The 16,438-nt window shown below is 41.6% G+C and carries 15 protein-coding genes; 11 read left to right on the top strand and 4 right to left on the bottom strand.

All coding sequences use genetic code 11. The features are described from left to right. The first annotated feature begins 7 nt into the window (after window positions 1-7). From FCN14_RS06915 to mtnA, 3 genes are all read left to right on the top strand, one after another. A complete protein-coding gene (locus FCN14_RS06915) occupies window positions 8-190 on the top strand; it encodes a hypothetical protein (protein ID WP_138430475.1) in 183 nt (60 codons plus the stop codon). Window positions 191-670: 480 nt separating this feature from the next. Then, window positions 671-2,383, top strand: coding sequence for a gamma-glutamyltransferase (gene ggt / locus FCN14_RS06920; RefSeq protein WP_138430476.1), 1,713 nt, complete (start codon window positions 671-673; stop codon window positions 2,381-2,383). An 80-nt stretch (window positions 2,384-2,463) separates the two neighbouring features. After that, the gene (gene mtnA, locus FCN14_RS06925) at window positions 2,464-3,516 is read left to right on the top strand and encodes an S-methyl-5-thioribose-1-phosphate isomerase (RefSeq protein ID WP_138430477.1); all 1,053 of its coding nucleotides are present in this window, start codon (window positions 2,464-2,466) and stop codon (window positions 3,514-3,516) included. 103 nt (window positions 3,517-3,619) lie between these two features. Here the strand turns inward: mtnA and ytxJ are convergent, their stop codons facing one another. Genes ytxJ through FCN14_RS06940 form a run of 3 tightly spaced genes read right to left on the bottom strand, consistent with a single transcriptional unit; the run spans window position 3,620 to window position 5,792 of the window. Next, window positions 3,620-4,009, bottom strand: a complete 390-nt coding sequence (gene ytxJ, locus FCN14_RS06930; protein ID WP_138430478.1) for a bacillithiol system redox-active protein YtxJ — start codon at window positions 4,007-4,009, stop codon at window positions 3,620-3,622. A gap of 31 nt (window positions 4,010-4,040) precedes the next feature. Beyond that, the gene (locus tag FCN14_RS06935) at window positions 4,041-5,117 is read right to left on the bottom strand and encodes a 6-phosphofructokinase (protein WP_138430479.1); all 1,077 of its coding nucleotides are present in this window, start codon (window positions 5,115-5,117) and stop codon (window positions 4,041-4,043) included. A 3-nt stretch (window positions 5,118-5,120) separates the two neighbouring features. Further along, on the bottom strand, window positions 5,121-5,792 hold the full coding sequence (locus tag FCN14_RS06940; RefSeq protein ID WP_138430480.1) for an L-threonylcarbamoyladenylate synthase: 672 nt from the start codon (window positions 5,790-5,792) through the stop codon (window positions 5,121-5,123). Between the two features lie 228 nt (window positions 5,793-6,020). Between FCN14_RS06940 and FCN14_RS06945 the strand changes: the two genes are divergently transcribed. Next, window positions 6,021-6,728 (top strand): metal-dependent hydrolase, encoded by a 708-nt coding sequence (locus FCN14_RS06945; protein ID WP_138430481.1) that lies wholly within the window; start codon window positions 6,021-6,023, stop codon window positions 6,726-6,728. Window positions 6,729-6,852: 124 nt separating this feature from the next. Here FCN14_RS06945 and FCN14_RS06950 read toward each other — a convergent pair whose 3' ends face one another. Next, on the bottom strand, window positions 6,853-7,416 hold the full coding sequence (locus FCN14_RS06950; protein ID WP_138430482.1) for a DUF420 domain-containing protein: 564 nt from the start codon (window positions 7,414-7,416) through the stop codon (window positions 6,853-6,855). A gap of 372 nt (window positions 7,417-7,788) precedes the next feature. On the opposite strand from FCN14_RS06950, the gene FCN14_RS06955 reads away from it, so the two are divergent. From FCN14_RS06955 to FCN14_RS06985, 7 genes are all read left to right on the top strand, one after another. Beyond that, a complete protein-coding gene (locus tag FCN14_RS06955; RefSeq protein WP_138430483.1) occupies window positions 7,789-8,439 on the top strand; it encodes a cytochrome c3 family protein in 651 nt (216 codons plus the stop codon). A 39-nt stretch (window positions 8,440-8,478) separates the two neighbouring features. Next, entirely contained in the window at window positions 8,479-11,529 is a 3,051-nt protein-coding gene (locus tag FCN14_RS06960) for a TAT-variant-translocated molybdopterin oxidoreductase (protein WP_138430484.1), read from the top strand. 17 nt (window positions 11,530-11,546) lie between these two features. Continuing rightward, window positions 11,547-12,980, top strand: coding sequence for an NrfD/PsrC family molybdoenzyme membrane anchor subunit (gene nrfD, locus FCN14_RS06965; RefSeq protein WP_138430485.1), 1,434 nt, complete (start codon window positions 11,547-11,549; stop codon window positions 12,978-12,980). 12 nt (window positions 12,981-12,992) lie between these two features. Next, complete coding sequence (locus FCN14_RS06970; RefSeq protein ID WP_138430486.1) at window positions 12,993-13,541, top strand: DUF3341 domain-containing protein; 549 nt, start codon at window positions 12,993-12,995, stop codon at window positions 13,539-13,541. A 35-nt stretch (window positions 13,542-13,576) separates the two neighbouring features. Beyond that, window positions 13,577-14,566, top strand: a complete 990-nt coding sequence (locus FCN14_RS06975) for a c-type cytochrome (RefSeq protein ID WP_138430487.1) — start codon at window positions 13,577-13,579, stop codon at window positions 14,564-14,566. A 55-nt stretch (window positions 14,567-14,621) separates the two neighbouring features. Continuing rightward, window positions 14,622-15,806: a hypothetical protein gene (locus FCN14_RS06980; RefSeq protein WP_138430488.1), complete on the top strand. Its 1,185-nt coding sequence runs from the start codon at window positions 14,622-14,624 to the stop codon at window positions 15,804-15,806. A 68-nt stretch (window positions 15,807-15,874) separates the two neighbouring features. Beyond that, a complete protein-coding gene (locus FCN14_RS06985) occupies window positions 15,875-16,435 on the top strand; it encodes a hypothetical protein (RefSeq protein ID WP_138430489.1) in 561 nt (186 codons plus the stop codon). Window positions 16,436-16,438 lie beyond the last annotated feature (3 nt).

The raw sequence follows: 16,438 nt of genomic DNA on the forward strand, positions 1-16,438 counted from the left end.
TGTAGTTATGGAAAAACAACGTTGGCAACGAATAGAAACAATTATCGAAGAAAGTTGGGCTTTTGAGACGATGCAAGAAAAAAAAGAGTATGCCCAAAAAGCATGTAGTAATAATATGCAGCTTTATAAAGAAGTGGTTGCACTTTTAAAAGGAATACACCATGCAGAAAAAGAGGGATTTTTAGAGTAACATCCTTTTCAGTCCGGAACATACAACCGTTACTATGGTAAAGGTGACTATTCCTTCAATTAAATATTAATGAGAGCCTGCCCCAGGGATTTAATATCCAGTCACTTTTCAAGCACCATTATATTTTTTGGAATACGTTATAAAAACATTGGCCTCTGTAGGGATGGCCTCAAACTCAGCGGAGGTTGTTTCTACATAAGTATCATTCTGAGGATTTAATAGAACTGACATCAGGCAATGGCTATGAGTTTATTTACATAAAGAGAGGTAACTATTTACTCTCTGATTACTAAATGATTAAGATAAACCAGTTTGGAATCCTCACATTAAATAGTGTCAAAAGGTATAGACGGCAAAAAAATCAATTTAAAAACTGGATACTAATATTTAGATATTTCCCTTCTATTACCTTACCATTCCAATAATAATTATAGGATACTCTTCTTTTGAACTACAACATTTAAAAAATTATCGTATCTGATGAAAAATAATAACAATGCTCGATTTTTTATTTGGTCGATCTTACTTGCTATTTTTCTATTTATACACAATAAAAATCTTGCCCAGGTAGGATCAGCCAAATCATATGAAAATGGCTTAGTCGTATCAGCAGAGCAACGAGCTTCTGCTGTAGGAAAAGAGATTTTACAACAGGGAGGAAATGCTATAGATGCGGCCGTCGGAGTACAGTTTGCATTGGCAGTAACATTACCTCGAGCCGGTAATATTGGTGGTGGAGGATTTATGGTACTGCATACTTCAGATGGTAAAACGCACGCACTGGACTTTCGCGAAAAAGCACCTATGAAAGCATCGAGCAAAATGTATCTCCGTGATGGAAAATATATCCCTAAACTGAGTAGACTTGGGGCATTGGCAGTAGGTGTCCCCGGCGTTGTGGACGGCATGATCAAGGCACTGGAACGCTACGGACGCCTCCCCCTTGAAACGGTTATGCAACCGGCAATTGACCTTGCAGGTGAGGGATATAAATTATCTTCAGCCCAAGCCCAAAGCCTCAATGATAAAGCTGGGGATTTTGAACAATTCAAGAGCTCTTCCAAATATTTTTTAAAGAAGGATGGCACCACTTGGCAAGAAGGCAACTTATTTGTTCAAAAAGACCTTGCCCAAACTTTACAGCGAATTGCCAATCGTGGGCGTAAGGGGTTCTATTCCGGGAAAACAGCTGATCTTATTGTTGAAGAAATGCAAAATCAAAGAGGGCTCATATCGTATGATGATTTACAGTCATACGAAAGCGTCTGGCGTAAACCAGTAAAAGCTTCTTTTAAAGATTACAACCTCCATATTATGCCTCCCCCCAGCAGTGGTAGCATAGCGGTACATCAAATTTTAGAAATGCTTGATCCTTTTGACCTCAAAAAAATGGGGTTCAATTCAGCAGACTATGTACATTTGGTCACTGAAACTATGCGTCGTGCTTTCGCTGACAGGGCATACTTCCTCGGCGATCCCGACTTTGTAGATATCCCTCGAGAGCGTTTACTGAGCAATAGCTACAATAAGAAACGCATGCAAAGCTTTAAGCACGATAAAGCAAGCTCAAGTGATAAGATTGGCCATGGTGATATCCCCTTTTTACAAGAGTCTGACCAGACTACCCATTTTTCTATTTTAGATAAAGAAGGAAACGCTGTATCAGTTACTACTACCCTCAATGGAAGCTTTGGTAGCAAACTAGCTGTAGGTGGAGCCGGCTTTGTTCTTAATAACGAGATGGATGACTTTACGGCCGAACCTAGTGAACCCAATATGTACGGGTTAATACAAGGAAAAGCCAATATTGTACAGCCTCAGAAACGGATGATTAGCAGTATGACCCCCACTATTGTGACTAAAAAGGGGGAAGTTCGCATGGTTTTAGGTGCTGCAGGCGGCCCACGCATTATTACCGCGACACTTCAAAACTTTCTGAACTTAACCGTATTTAATATGGCCCCTCAACAGGCGATCTCTGCCCCCCGCTTTCACCATCAGTGGATGCCGGACAAACTCTATTATGAAGAGTTTGGGTTGAGTCCTGACACCCAAAAAAAGCTCTCCAATATGGGCCATACCCTGCAACCCAGAGGCCACATCGGACGTGCGCATTCGATCTATGTTAACGAAAAAGGCTTAAAATATGGAAGTGCCGACCCTCGGGCCCACGGTTCGGCTGAAGGGTACTAATTAGAAAATCCAAATCTCCTTTTTTAGGATCTGTTAATTTACTTCCTTAAGTAGGAAAAGAAATTGAACAACACATTTATATGAGTAACAATACTGTAGTACAATCTATTGAGTGGCGTGAAGACCACGTTCGTATTCTCGACCAAACCTATCTACCCAACCGTGAAGTCTATAGTGATATACGTGACGTAGGCCGTATGTGGGAGGCTATAAAAAAGCTTCGCGTTCGCGGGGCCCCTGCCATTGGTATTGCCGCAGCTTATGGTTTTTACTTAGGAATTAAAGATCTGCCCGAAAATGCCTTCGAAAGCTTTTGGGTAGAAGTGGAACGTGTTGCCGAATATCTAGAAACAGCAAGGCCTACTGCAGTAAATCTAAATTGGGCCTTAGAACGACTTAAAACAACCATTCGAGCACACAAAGATAAAGGTATTTCAGAAATCAAGGATATCGTTTTAGAAACAGCCCAAACGATCCATGCCGAAGATAAACGCACCTGTAAAAAGATTGGTGAAAATGGCGTTGAGCTCGTCCCCAATGACGCTCAGATACTAACACACTGTAATACCGGTAGCCTGGCCACCGGTCAATATGGAACGGCCCTTTCAGTGATTTTCCACGCTCAGGAGGAGGGGACCGATCTACATGTATGGGTCGATGAAACACGTCCCCTGCTCCAAGGGGCACGCCTCACTTCATGGGAGTTGATGAACGCAGAAATCCCCATGAAACTTATTACTGATTCTACTGCCGGCTCCCTTATACGACGAGGAAAGGTTGATATGGTTATTGTAGGAGCCGATCGCGTAGCTGCTAATGGAGATACTGCTAACAAAATCGGCACCTATCCACTTGCAGTTATAGCAAATGAAAATGATGTTCCCTTCTATATAGCCGTACCCCTTTCTACCATTGATATGGAATTAGAAAATGGTGAAACCATCCCTATTGAAGAACGAGACGGAGATGAAATTGCCAGTTTCAACGACTCAAATGTGGCACCAAAAAAAGTTGAAGCCTATAACCCGGCTTTCGATATCACCCCACATAAGTATATTACAGCATTTGTAACCGAAGAAGGAATCATTGAGCCATCTTTCGAAGAGAACTTTAAAAAGCTATTTGAAGACTAAGTAATAATGATAGTTATCGGGCATCAAACGTTGGTGCCCAATAAATAGTTCAACACCCAGACTCCTCCATTTTCAATCGATAGGAGATAAAGTATTTTGCACGTTAACGTTCCACCTTATCGATGATAACATCTGTGTCAATACTTCCGTGTGACGCATGCCAAACCACCTTTTTGTTATCAATAATAATAACCTGTGGCGATTCATGCCGTATATCTAATTCAGAAGCGATATAATCGGAAGCAGAACGGTTGCGAACGACATTTAAAAAATGCATATCCGCAAAATCGAGAATCTCCGTTGCTGCTTTTTCTAAACTTCCCTTACTCATAAAACATACACTACATAAGTGACTGTGTTTATAAATAAGCTGCGCACGATCTCTCGACATCTCCAATATTGTTCTAAAATCACCCTGTTCAGAAATACTATTCCAAATATCATTGGTCCTAGCTCCAGAAATCTTTTTACCTATCGTATCAAATAATCCCATAATGTGTTTTTTGAATAATTTTAAAAAGGTTTTAATCACCAAGACAAATACCAATATCTCTGGCTGTCTGCACTGTATCACTTTCCAGCGGTACCGATTTCATCTTTCCCTCAATACTAGTAATTGGAATCCGCGTTAACTCATTATCTTGGAGCACCACTAATTTATTGTAATCTCGCTGTTGCACACACCGAATAGCAGCTGCTCCATACCGTAATGAAATTAATCGATCATAGGTCGAGGGAGAACCGCCACGCTGTAAGTGCCCAAGTACCACCGAACGAGACTCTTTGCCGGTGCGTTCAGACAGCTCATCAGCAACGCGCCCGGCGATACCGCCAAGCTGCACTTGCTGGCCAATAGATTTACCCTTGGTAACGAGTTCACCATCTTTCTTTTTAGCTCCTTCAGCCACCACAATCATCGTATAATGCTGTCCATTGTCTTCCCGTTCATTAATTTTTTCGACAATAGAATCGTACGAGAATGGGATTTCTGGTATAAGCACCACATCGGCTGACGATGCAATACCAGCATATAAAGCGATCCACCCGGCATAACGCCCCATCACTTCTACTGCCATAATGCGATGATGCGATGCAGCTGTTGTTGTGATACGATCTAGGGCTCCAGTTGCAATATCTATTGCAGTATCAAAACCTAATGATACATCACAATTAAAAATGTCGTTATCAATCGTTTTAGGCACCCCAACAACATTGAGACCTTTCTTAATTAAGCGGCTGGCAATACTCATAGATCCGTCACCGCCGATTGCAACCAGCGCATCAATTTCGTGTTCATCGAATGTATCAATAAGCTGATCCGAGACATCACGCGTATCCCAACTGCCATCATCTTTCTGATATGGCATATCAAAAGGGTTTCCTCTATTAGCAGTACCTAATATCGTACCCCCCTGCAACGTAATCCCGTGTACTTTTTCAGCATCAAGCTTAATAAAGGGGTCATCGGTATATATTGATCCATAGCCATTTTTAATACCGTAAACTTCCCAGCCTCTTTTAAGTGCAGCCAGAGTAGCAGCTCTTATTGCTGCATTTAATCCGGGAGCATCACCACCCCCGGTATTTATTGCTATACGCATAAGCTATATCTCTTCCTCTAATGGTTCTCCTTCCATCCGAAACACCTCTTCAAACTCTTCGGCTCCCAGATCACGACGTAAAATCTTCGTATTATCATCAGTCATATCCAGAATTGATGTTTCCCTAGAGGGTAGTTTCTGCTGGTTATCAATAGTAACATCCACCACCTTTTCAAATTCTCTTAAGAATGGTTCTCGTTCATACTTTTCCAGTGCGTTCCCATTCATATTGGGCTTTTTAGCTGTAATAGCAAGCATAGGATTACCCAATTCACGAACCAACCCTTCTGCAATAGGGTAATCGGGCACACGAATGCCCACCGTTTTTTTCTTGGGATGCACCAGCAGCTTGGGTACTTCTTTAGTAGCCGGCAATATAAAGGTATATGGGCCCGGAATCAGTCGCTTAATCAATTTAAAATTGTGATCTGATATATGAGCAAACTTAGAAATACCAGACAACGAATCGCACAAAATTGTCAGGTGATCATCTTTTCCTAAGGCACGTATTTCTCGAATTCTTTCAATCCCTTTTTTATTCTTATAATCGCAACCAATTGCATACTGGCTGTCCGTCGGAAATAATACAACCGCGCCATCTCGAATTTTATCAGTTACTTCAAAAAGTCGCTTAACATGTGGTGTTTCCGGGTGCAGTTTAACTCGTTCTGCCATGTTTAAAACCTCAAAATTTTTTGACTATTAAAACTATTTCAGATAAGCAAAAAATGTGTGGGAATGTTCTCCGTTTAGCTGTTGTGATTATGAATGAAATAACATATTACCTATTATCTTTATGGAAACATGATATTAGGTTTTCACAAATGTGAATTTCATTAATAACACATTGATTTCGGATAATCAATTCAATTTCTAATAATCATTAATTAAATCATTCTATCTATGGATACATCAGTAAAAGCACAGTGGTTAGGACACTCCGCTTTTAAACTTGTAAGTCCTAACGATAATACCATTTTGATCGATCCGTTTCTTTCTCAAAATCCTGCTACACCTGATGAATATAAACAACAGGATGAGGTTGATTATATTTTACTTACCCACGGCCATGAAGATCATGTGGGTGACACCCTTGAAATTGCCCAAAACACCGGCTGTAAAGTAGCTACTATGGTTGAGCTTTCTCGTCTTCTTGTGGGCAAGCATGGGCTCAGCGAAGACCAGGCCATAGAATTCAACAAAGGAGGAACGGTCGACTTCGATGATTTCTCTGTCACAATGGTATCGGCAAATCACAGTTCCTCTTTTAAAGGCGACTATGCCGGGGACCCCGCGGGGTTGGTTATCACTTTCGATAATGATATCACCTTTTACCATCTGGGAGATACTAATATCTTTTATGATCTGGAACTCTATGGAGAGCTATACGAGCCAGATATTATAGCAGTTCCTATGGGAGACCATTATACTATGGGACCAGAAGAGGCTGCAATGGCTTGCGAACTTATTGAAGCCGACTATGCAGTGCCTATCCACTATGGTACTTTTCCCGTACTAACCGGCGACCCCAAGGTCTTCAAAGAAGAAACCGAAGATTGTTGTGATACAGAAGTTTGGATTCCCAAAGCCGGCGAGAACTTCCTGGGATAAATTTCTTGTCCTGGCTTACCTTAAGAAGGGACACGATATATCGTGTCCCTTCCTCTATTAATAAGTCCTGTTTTCTAAACGCCAAATACTTATATATAGGCAAAATAATTTATGTGCTTCCTCCCTAACTATACATCCTCAGCAAGAAAAAAACAGCTACACCTGTTACCGATACATATAACCAAACCGGAAGAGTTACTTTTGACACCTTTCGATGTAATTTTAGTTTACCGGAAAAGGCCAAGTAAAAGCTGGTAAGAATAAGAGGCATTACTAAAGCAGAAAGAATAATATGAGAGATCAAGATAAAGAAGTAGATCGGCCGGACAAAGCCTTCACCGGTAAAAGAAGTACTTCCATGGAAATTATGGTATATCACATAACTGATCAGAAAAAACGTAGATGTTACAAAGGCCGTTAGGTTAAACTTCATATGCTTGCTAAAATTCCTATTTCGTATAGCCCGATATCCAAATAGTAATAACACTGCACTTGCACTATTTAATAAAGCATTTAGAGCAGGCAAGCTCGTAATGAGGGTAGATTCATAATCGCTCCCCCCTTTGAAGTAGATCAACCAAATAAGAAAGGTAAATGAAATAGCACTTATTAATAGGATAACAGCAATAGCTTTGCCAAGACTTATATCCTTCAACAGATCAATAGTAAATGGCTCAGAGGAGTTCATCACATTGTATAATTAATCATTAATTTTTGAAGAAGCTTAAGGTACAAATTTTACTATATATATAGCAGTCATTTGATAAGAGTTTAGAATATGCTTAAAAAAACAACCTTAAATAATATCACCCTGCCAATATTTCATAATTTTCTGAAAACTATTCATAGATTCGGTTAAGCATTTTTGATAAATAGATTATATCTTAGGCCACCTACTTTCGGGCTATATGTTGGAGCGGCAGCCACTATTTAGAATCGGTATAAATATACACCTTGTCTTTTTTAGGGGTTCTAAAAACGCCGGATTTTCCATACATTCAGGCCGAAACTTTTATGATGAATATCTGGAATTCAAGCAACGATAAATTCTACGTAACCTATGGCTCAGATCTTTCCCAAATGGGCAAATGAAGTTCCGCACCAGATTTTGCTCGGGCTTATCATTTTCGCAACAGCAACAGTAGCAGGAGTTTGGTACTTTTTCTCCCCTGAATATACCGATGTCGGTTATGCTCCCGAGCAGCCCATTGCGTACAGCCATAAATTGCACGCAGGCAAACTCGATATCGATTGCCAATACTGCCACACCAATGTTGGAAAATCTAAACACGCGAATGTGCCGGCTACGCAAACATGCATGAATTGCCACAACCAAATTGATTCCAACAACCCTGACGAGGTTGAAAAAATTCGCGAAAGCTGGAAATCTGACGAATCTATTGAATGGGTCCGCGTACATAATCTCCCTGATTACGCATATTTCAACCACGCAGCACACGTTAATGTTGGCGTAGGGTGTGAAACATGTCATGGTCGCGTAGACCGTATGGAAGTTGTTGAACAAAAAGAAACTTTAAGCATGAGCTGGTGCCTGGATTGCCATCGAAATCCCGAACAGTACGTTCGCCCGGTGGAAGAAGTCACTACAATGGGCTATGAGCCTAACAAAAAGCAGCTAGAATTAGGGCGTGAACTTGTTGCAAAGCATAATATTGCACCGCCAACTTATTGCCAAGGCTGCCACTACTAATTTTATTAAACGAATCTGAACTAACTCAATCGTAACCGAATGAGCGAAGACGTAAAAAATCCCAATTACTGGAAAAGTCTGGGCGAACTTGCCAGAAATGATGAATATGAGAAGTTCGTCGAGCGCGAATTCCCGGAAAATGCTACAGAACTTAATGATGAGGTATCCCGGCGCAGTTTCTTGCGTGTAATGGGAGCTTCCATTGCCCTGGCAGGCTTTGCTGCCTGTCGGCGTCCCGTTCAAAAGATAATGCCTTACAGCAAGATGCCGGAAGATGTTGTTCCCGGCAAACCGATGTTTTATGCATCAGCAATGCCTTTTCAAGGTGCTCTGGATGGTATTGTAGTTGAAAACAACGAGGGGCGACCCAGCAAAATTGAAGGTAACGAACTACACCCTTCAAGTAACGGAAACACCAGTATTTTTGGACAAGCTGCGATCCTGAACATGTACGACCCGGATCGTTCTCGTAAAGTCCGAAAGGATGGAGAACAATCATCGGTAAGTGCTTTTGCTAAGTTTTGTAGTGAGCATTTTACTGATACTGAGCAAAATATCGCTTTTATCTCAGAAGCGAACTCTTCTCCTACTTATAATAGGCTTAAAGCACAGGCTCTTAACAAATTTTCTAATGCTCAGTGGGTAACCTACGAAGCATTTGGCGAAGACAATGCTCTTGAAGGAACAAATATTGCATTTGGTAAGCGCCTGCGTACGGTTAATCACTATGACAAGGCTGAAACAATTGTCAGCTTCGACGATGACTTCTTAAATCCAGCCGGAGATCAAAACAGCGTCCAAAATACGAAGCAGTTCACTGACGGACGTGATGTTACCTCTCCCGAGGACGAGATGTCTCGCTTTTATGCTATTGAAAGCACCTTCTCTATCACCGGCTCCAATGCTGATAACCGTCTGCGAATCAAATCAGGTGAAATAAACCTCTTTATATATGCTCTGGCAGCTGAATTGGCCAAATCTGTTGATGGATTATCGGCATTCAGCGGTTACAGTAACAAATTTTCTGATCACGAATGGATTCCCGTTCTCGCTGAAGAATTATTAGAGAACAAAGGAGAATCTATTCTTACTGTCGGACGAGATCACAAACCGGCTCTTCATGCGGCTGTATCAGCAATGAATGCTGCTCTTGGCAACGCTGAAGAAACGGTTACTTATCATGAGGTACCTTATATTAATGATCAAAACAACAATGAAGCATTTGCCAATGTTGTTGAAGAGTTAAAGAATGGTAATGTTGATACGGTAGTACTAGTAGGGACAAATCCTGCATTTACTGCCCCGGCCGACCTTAACTTCTCTAATGCACTTTCAAGTGCCGGTCAGGTTATACATCTCTCGCAATATTATAATGAGACCTCGAAACTAGCCAACTGGCATATTAATCGCGCCCATTTCCTTGAAGCATGGGGCGATGGCTACTCTTATAGTGGCACACGTTCTATTATCCAGCCGCAAATTGAGCCGCTGTATTCCGGTGTTAGTGAAATTGAGTTTTTAAGTACCGTGCTCAATGGCGAGAAGCCAAAAGGATATGATCTCGTTCAAGACACATGGAAAGATTATTACTCTTCAGAATTCAAAAGCCAGTGGGAAAAAGCACTGCACGATGGTATTGCAGACGATACTGGCTTCCCATCGGAGTCTGTTAGTATTTCTAGAACTTTTAATAACCGTGCTAGTGACTTCCTCAGTAAGGCTAGTACTTCTGAAGGGATGGAACTGGTTATTCGCACGGATTCTACCGCTTTTGACGGACGATTTGCCAACAATGGCTGGCTGCAGGAGCTTCCTGAGCCAATGACAAAAATCACCTGGGATAATGTTGCGCTGATGAGTAAGAAAACAGCCGACAAACTGGGAGTCAAAGAAGCCGGGTTAGGCAAATCTGAAGTAGAAATGATTGCTATTACTGTTGACGGTACTACCGTTGAGATGCCAGCGTGGGTCCAACCTGGCCATGCCGATGACAGTATTACCATCACCGTGGGTTACGGACGCGAAGGTATCGGGCGTGTTGCAAATAAAACCGGATTCGACACCTATCCGCTCCGTACAACCGAAAACATGCACTTCGCAAGTGACATTTCTGTAGAAAAAACAGGAAAAATGTACGAAGTAGCCTGTACACAGGACCATAACACTATGGAAGGTCGTTCCCTGTTGCGACATGCGACGCTTCAGGAATATCGCGAAGATCCGCATTTCTCTTCATATGAATCATCTTATGATGCTGAAATGCCGGGAGTTGCATTTGCCGAAGAGCATGGCGAGGACGATCCACTATCGATATTTAATCCAATTGATGAACAAGAATACCCGGAAGACCAACCGCAGTGGGGCATGTCTATTGACTTGAATGCCTGCACCGGTTGTGGTGTCTGTACTATTGCTTGTACGGCAGAAAACAACATCCCGATTGTCGGTAAACGCGAAGTGAACCGCGGTCGTGAAATGCATTGGATCCGAAATGACCGCTATTATGAAGGCGATGTTAATAATCCAAAAGCACTGCACCAGCCGGTACCATGTATGCACTGCGAATTGGCGCCTTGTGAACAAGTGTGCCCTGTTGCTGCAACAACTCACAGTGAAGACGGCATGAATCAGATGACCTATAACCGCTGTATTGGTACACGTTACTGCGCTAACAACTGTCCGTATAAAGTTCGTCGCTTCAACTTCTTCAATTATTCGAAAGAATTCTTGACGGGAGGCGATGATCCTGAAATTGTACAGATGGCAATGAATCCGGAGGTTACCATTCGTTTCCGCGGTGTGATGGAAAAATGTACATACTGCGTGCAACGTGTTAACCGAGCAAAAATTAATCGAGACATTGAAACAAACGGTGAATCGAAAAAACCAGTAGACGGTTCCGTAGAGACTGCTTGTCAGCAAGCATGTCCTGCAGATGCTATCTACTTCGGTGATCTTACCGATCCAGAGAGTGAAGTAGTGAAAACGAAGAAGAACAATCGTAACTACTTGCTACTCGAAGAGCTTAATACACGTCCTAGAACGTCATATCTCTCAGAACTTAGTAACCCCAATCCGAAATTGGCTTAATTTCCAACAAATTTACGATGAGCACAGATTACCAATACGTACCAGAGCCAAAACTCGTAAAAGGTGACCACACCTTTGGGAGTATTACTGATATTATTGCTAAGACTCCCTTATCCCCCACACCTAAATTGTGGTACCTGGCATTTGGTGTTGCCAACGTCTTATTAATCACTCTTTTAGGAGCAATAGGTTATCTCGTTTGGGATGGAACCGGTATTTGGGGCCTTAACAACCCTGCTGGATGGGGTTGGGCTATTATAAACTTTGTTTGGTGGGTTGGTATCGGTCACGCGGGAACGCTTATTTCTGCTATTCTTTTCCTTTTCCGACAAGGCTGGCGAACAGCAATTAACCGCTTTGCGGAGGCTATGACCATTTTTGCTGTGATGTGTGCAGGTATTTTTCCTGCTATTCACGTTGGTCGTATTTGGGTTATCTACTGGGTTTTCCCGGTTCCCAATCAAATGGCAGCATGGCCTAACTTCTCTAGTCCTCTGTTATGGGATGTTTTTGCAGTAAGTACCTACTTTACTGTTTCCTTACTCTTCTGGTATGTAGGGCTTATTCCTGACTTTGCTACTCTTCGCGATAAAGCGAAAAGCAAAGTTGCTAAAATCTCTTATGGTATTGCCGCTCTGGGATGGACAGGTAGTTTTAAAAACTGGTGGCACTATGAAAAGGCCTACATGATTTTGGCTGGTCTTGCCACTCCACTGGTACTTTCTGTACACACCATTGTATCTTTTGACTTCGCTGTTTCTGTAATTCCGGGCTGGCACAGTACCATTTTCCCACCCTACTTTGTCGCCGGTGCTATTTATTCCGGTTTTGCCATGGTATTAACATTGATGTTAATCGCTCGAAAAATATACGGTCTCCAAGACATCATGAACATTGATATCATGGAGAAAATGAATCTTGTGATGATGGTAACAGGTAACTTAGTTGCTTTCGCTTACCTGATGGAGGGGTTTGTTGCCTGGTACAGTGGTTATATTTATGAACAAGGAATTTTCTGGCTCTACGTCGTTGGTCCTTATGCATGGGGCTTCTGGATACTGATGTTTTGTAACGTTATAACCCCTCAGTTCTTATGGTTTAAAAAGATACGACGTAATGTAGCCTTTACATTTGTGATCTCAATTATTGTAAATATCGGTATGTGGTTTGAGCGATTCATGATTTCTGTGGCATCGCTTGCTACTGATTTCATGCCTTCAGCATGGGATTATTATTCACCGACATTGTGGGATATCCTCACTTATGTGGGTACCTTTGGGCTTTTCTTCACTTTCTTCCTACTCTTCCTGCGGTTCTTGCCAATGGTAGCTATTGCAGAGGTTAAAGGTGTTATGCCCCAAGCCGATCCGCATAATTACGATGAGGAGACTAAAGAATTCGATATATCAAAAACTGAACCTGTTGTGGTTCAACAAGAGCAAACTGTTTAGTAACTGATATCTATGGAAGCAGAAAACAAAGACGTATACGGCGTATTAGCCGAGTTCCGTAATCCGAAGGAGCTTGTTGATGCGGCAGAATCTGTAAAAAAATCCGGCTACAAGGATTTTGACACCTATGCCCCTTTTCCCATCCACGGGATGGAAAAGGCAATGGGAATCAAAGAATCTCCGTTGGGGTGGATTGTTCTCGGTGGGGCCCTTACCGGAATGATAGGGGCACTTGCCCTGATGATTTGGGTAATGGGTTATGAATACCCTATGAACATCAGTGGTAAGCCGTTTATCAATATTCCGATCTATATTCCTATTACTTTTGAGCTAACCGTCTTACTTTCTGCCTTTGCAGCGGTATTCGGAATGATTGGCCTTAACAAGCTTCCACGTTTTCACAATCCATTATTTAACGTAGATCGTTTTGATAAAGCTTCGGATGATGGCTTCTTTGTATGCATTGAAGCAACCGACAGTTTATTTGCCGAAGAAAAAGTTACCAAACTGCTCCAAGACAACGGGGCTACTCATATTGAAACTGTTTACGATTCGGAATAATCACCATAAAAATCTTTAGTTTGCACAACGATCCGATGAAAGCTTCTAAGTACTTATTATTTGCAGCTATTGCTCTACCACTAGTATTATCTTCTTGCCGTGGTGAACGCTTTAAGCATCAGCCCGTCCATCCTAACATGAATATGGACCAGCAAGAACGTTTTGAACCTCAAGAGGAAAACAATTTCTTCGAAGACAATCGTGCTATGCGTAAACCCGTGGACGGAACAATTGCCCGCGGTAAACTCAAAGCTGATAAAGCTTTTTATGAAGGTGTCAACGAAGATGGAGACTACATTGAAAATATTCCTGTTGACGTAACAAAGTCTTTCCTTTATCGCGGAAAGAAACAGTATGAAGTATTCTGCACGCCTTGCCACGGTCTTAAAGGGGATGGTAATGGTATTATTATGGCCAACAATTATGGCTATGTTCCTGCTCCAGACTTTCACACAGACTTTGTTCGCGAGCGTAATGAGGGTTACTATTATGCTGCTATTGCAAATGGTGTTCGCACTATGCCTTCGTACGCTACTCAAATTGAAGTTAAAGACCGTTGGGCTATCGTTGCTTACATTCGGGCGCTGCAATACAGCCAAAATGTTTCTAAAGATGAAGTTGAACAATATGATGTCAGCTTAGACTCTTTAAATCAAGCTTTCGCAAAAAAGCAGGAAGAAGAGCAAGCAAAAAAAGAAGCTCAGAAGGCGAAAGGCGGTGGAGAAGTATCAGTTGAACGCGGTAAGACTATAGCAACTAATAATGCATGTAATACCTGTCACTCTACCGATGGCTCACGATTAGTAGGGCCAACTTGGAAAGATCTTTACGGCAGCGAACGTACCTTAGACAATGGGGAAACAGTTGTAGCAGATGAAGAGTATCTACGTACAGCTATTGTAGACCCTACAGCACAAGTTGCTGAAGGTTTTGCACCATCAATGGTGCCTTATGACCACTTGAGTGACAGTAAAATCAACTCTTTGATTGCTTACATCAAGTCACTGAGTAAAAACGCGGAATAATTACAGAATTTCTTTAAAAACGTATTTTACGAATACAAATAATTTGGTTTAATCTATGAGCAAGCCCAAAATAACCGATACACTGGAGTTCCCCTCTGACTTAAATATAACCAAATCGCTATTTGGTGTGGGTATCGTGGGACTCTTGGCTACGGGGGTAGGATATTTCTTACAACACGATCAGTTTTTCTTCTCATATCTGGTAAGCTTTTCATTCTTTTCCAGTATAGCTTTAGCCAGTTTGTTTTTTGTAATGCTGCAACATTTAACCCGTTCGCATTGGAGTACTGCTATACGACGTATTCCTGAAGCTTTATCTTCAAATCTCTGGATTTGGGCTATCTTCATTATTCCTGTACTTATGGGAATGCACTCCCTCTATCACTGGACTCACGCCGATGCTATAGCTCATGATCCTGTGATGAAAGGCAAAGTCCCCTATTTGAACAGTACATTCTTCATCATTCGACAGTTCATCTACTTCGCTCTTTGGAGCTTTTTAGGATACCGTATGTACTCAAAGTCCGTTGAGATGGATGATAGCGGTGACTGGGGTATTCAAACCCTATTACGACGCACAAGTGGGCCGGGACTCTTTTTCTTTGGGATCACTCTTGCTTTCGCTTCTTTCGACTGGTTAATGTCACTCGATCCTCACTGGTATTCTACTATTTTTGGAGTTTACTACTTTGCGATGAGTTTCCAGGGACTTTTTGCAACACTCATTCTCATTGTAATGTATTTGTGGAAGCAAGGCTTGTTGACGAATACTATTAAGAAGGGACATATCTATGATCTGGGTGTTCAGATGTTCGGCTTTACTGTATTCTATGCCTATATCGCCTTTAGCCAATTTCTATTAATCTATTATGCAAACATACCGGAAGAGACCGTATGGTTTTTGGAACGTCTCAACGGCGGATATGAGTATCTGGCCTATTTCTATATGTTCGGGCGCTTTATTATTCCCTTTGTAGTATTACTTTCAAAGCGTGCAAAATCGAATTACAAAATTGTTACCAGCATCTCTGTTTTAATCTTGGTATCTCACTTAGTTGAGCTCTATTGGATTGTGATGCCGGTATTGAATCACCATGGCTTCCATTTGAACTGGATGACAATCACTAGCTTCTTCGGTCTAGGAGGAATCTTCTTTGGGCTCTTTTTCTATCGCTTTAAGCAAAATAAAATGATACCCGTTAATGACCCTACACTAGGTGATTCACTAAACAAACATTAAAAAACTCAACAGCTAACACGTTGAACGCAGTCAGGGTCTGCCCGCTGCGAACTAAGCTTTAAATTTTCATGGCAAGCGAAGACAAAAATTATACTTCGGAGTTTAAAAAGGAAGTTGCCCAAAAGGCACTTGAGCAGAATAAGAAAGACTTAGATAAACTCTCTGAAAAATATGAGTTATCAGTCTCAGTTATCTTAATGTGGGCAACGGAACTGGAAAAGGCCATCGATAACGATTCAGATATTGATGAAGTATTTGTTACTGAACCAGAAGAAGTGGCTACAGAAAAACCTCAAGACGTTGATGTAGAAATTAATGATGAAAGAGTAGCATCAGCAGTTGAACATGGCGTTATGGACGATAAGCTGAACTATAAACGACTTGTTTTCTGGAGTGTTCTGGGTACAGTTCTTGTTGTTATCTTTGTGATAGCACTCTTTGAAATGTTCCAGCACAATGAACAACAACTTAAGAACAGTGTTTCAGCAGATAGTGAATACTACCAGGTAAATAATATGAAACGTGAAGCTGAAGAAGAGCTTAATAGCTTTGGCGTTGTAGACACTGAAAATGATATTTATAGAATCCCTATCGACAGCGCTATTAATAAGATAGCTGCCGATAAATAATGA

The organism is Fodinibius saliphilus (assembly GCF_005869845.1).
In the GTDB taxonomy this organism is placed as follows: domain Bacteria; phylum Bacteroidota; class Rhodothermia; order Balneolales; family Balneolaceae; genus Fodinibius; species Fodinibius saliphilus.

Coding starts and splice junctions, on each gene's coding strand:
- FCN14_RS06915 (WP_138430475.1), top strand. CDS start 8: ATGGAAAAACAACGTTGGCAACGAATAGAAACAATTATCGAAGAAAGT.
- ggt (WP_138430476.1), top strand. CDS start 671: ATGAAAAATAATAACAATGCTCGATTTTTTATTTGGTCGATCTTACTT.
- mtnA (WP_138430477.1), top strand. CDS start 2,464: ATGAGTAACAATACTGTAGTACAATCTATTGAGTGGCGTGAAGACCAC.
- ytxJ (WP_138430478.1), bottom strand. CDS start 4,009: ATGGGATTATTTGATACGATAGGTAAAAAGATTTCTGGAGCTAGGACC.
- FCN14_RS06935 (WP_138430479.1), bottom strand. CDS start 5,117: ATGCGTATAGCAATAAATACCGGGGGTGGTGATGCTCCCGGATTAAAT.
- FCN14_RS06940 (WP_138430480.1), bottom strand. CDS start 5,792: ATGGCAGAACGAGTTAAACTGCACCCGGAAACACCACATGTTAAGCGA.
- FCN14_RS06945 (WP_138430481.1), top strand. CDS start 6,021: ATGGATACATCAGTAAAAGCACAGTGGTTAGGACACTCCGCTTTTAAA.
- FCN14_RS06950 (WP_138430482.1), bottom strand. CDS start 7,416: ATGAACTCCTCTGAGCCATTTACTATTGATCTGTTGAAGGATATAAGT.
- FCN14_RS06955 (WP_138430483.1), top strand. CDS start 7,789: ATGGCTCAGATCTTTCCCAAATGGGCAAATGAAGTTCCGCACCAGATT.
- FCN14_RS06960 (WP_138430484.1), top strand. CDS start 8,479: ATGAGCGAAGACGTAAAAAATCCCAATTACTGGAAAAGTCTGGGCGAA.
- nrfD (WP_138430485.1), top strand. CDS start 11,547: ATGAGCACAGATTACCAATACGTACCAGAGCCAAAACTCGTAAAAGGT.
- FCN14_RS06970 (WP_138430486.1), top strand. CDS start 12,993: ATGGAAGCAGAAAACAAAGACGTATACGGCGTATTAGCCGAGTTCCGT.
- FCN14_RS06975 (WP_138430487.1), top strand. CDS start 13,577: ATGAAAGCTTCTAAGTACTTATTATTTGCAGCTATTGCTCTACCACTA.
- FCN14_RS06980 (WP_138430488.1), top strand. CDS start 14,622: ATGAGCAAGCCCAAAATAACCGATACACTGGAGTTCCCCTCTGACTTA.
- FCN14_RS06985 (WP_138430489.1), top strand. CDS start 15,875: ATGGCAAGCGAAGACAAAAATTATACTTCGGAGTTTAAAAAGGAAGTT.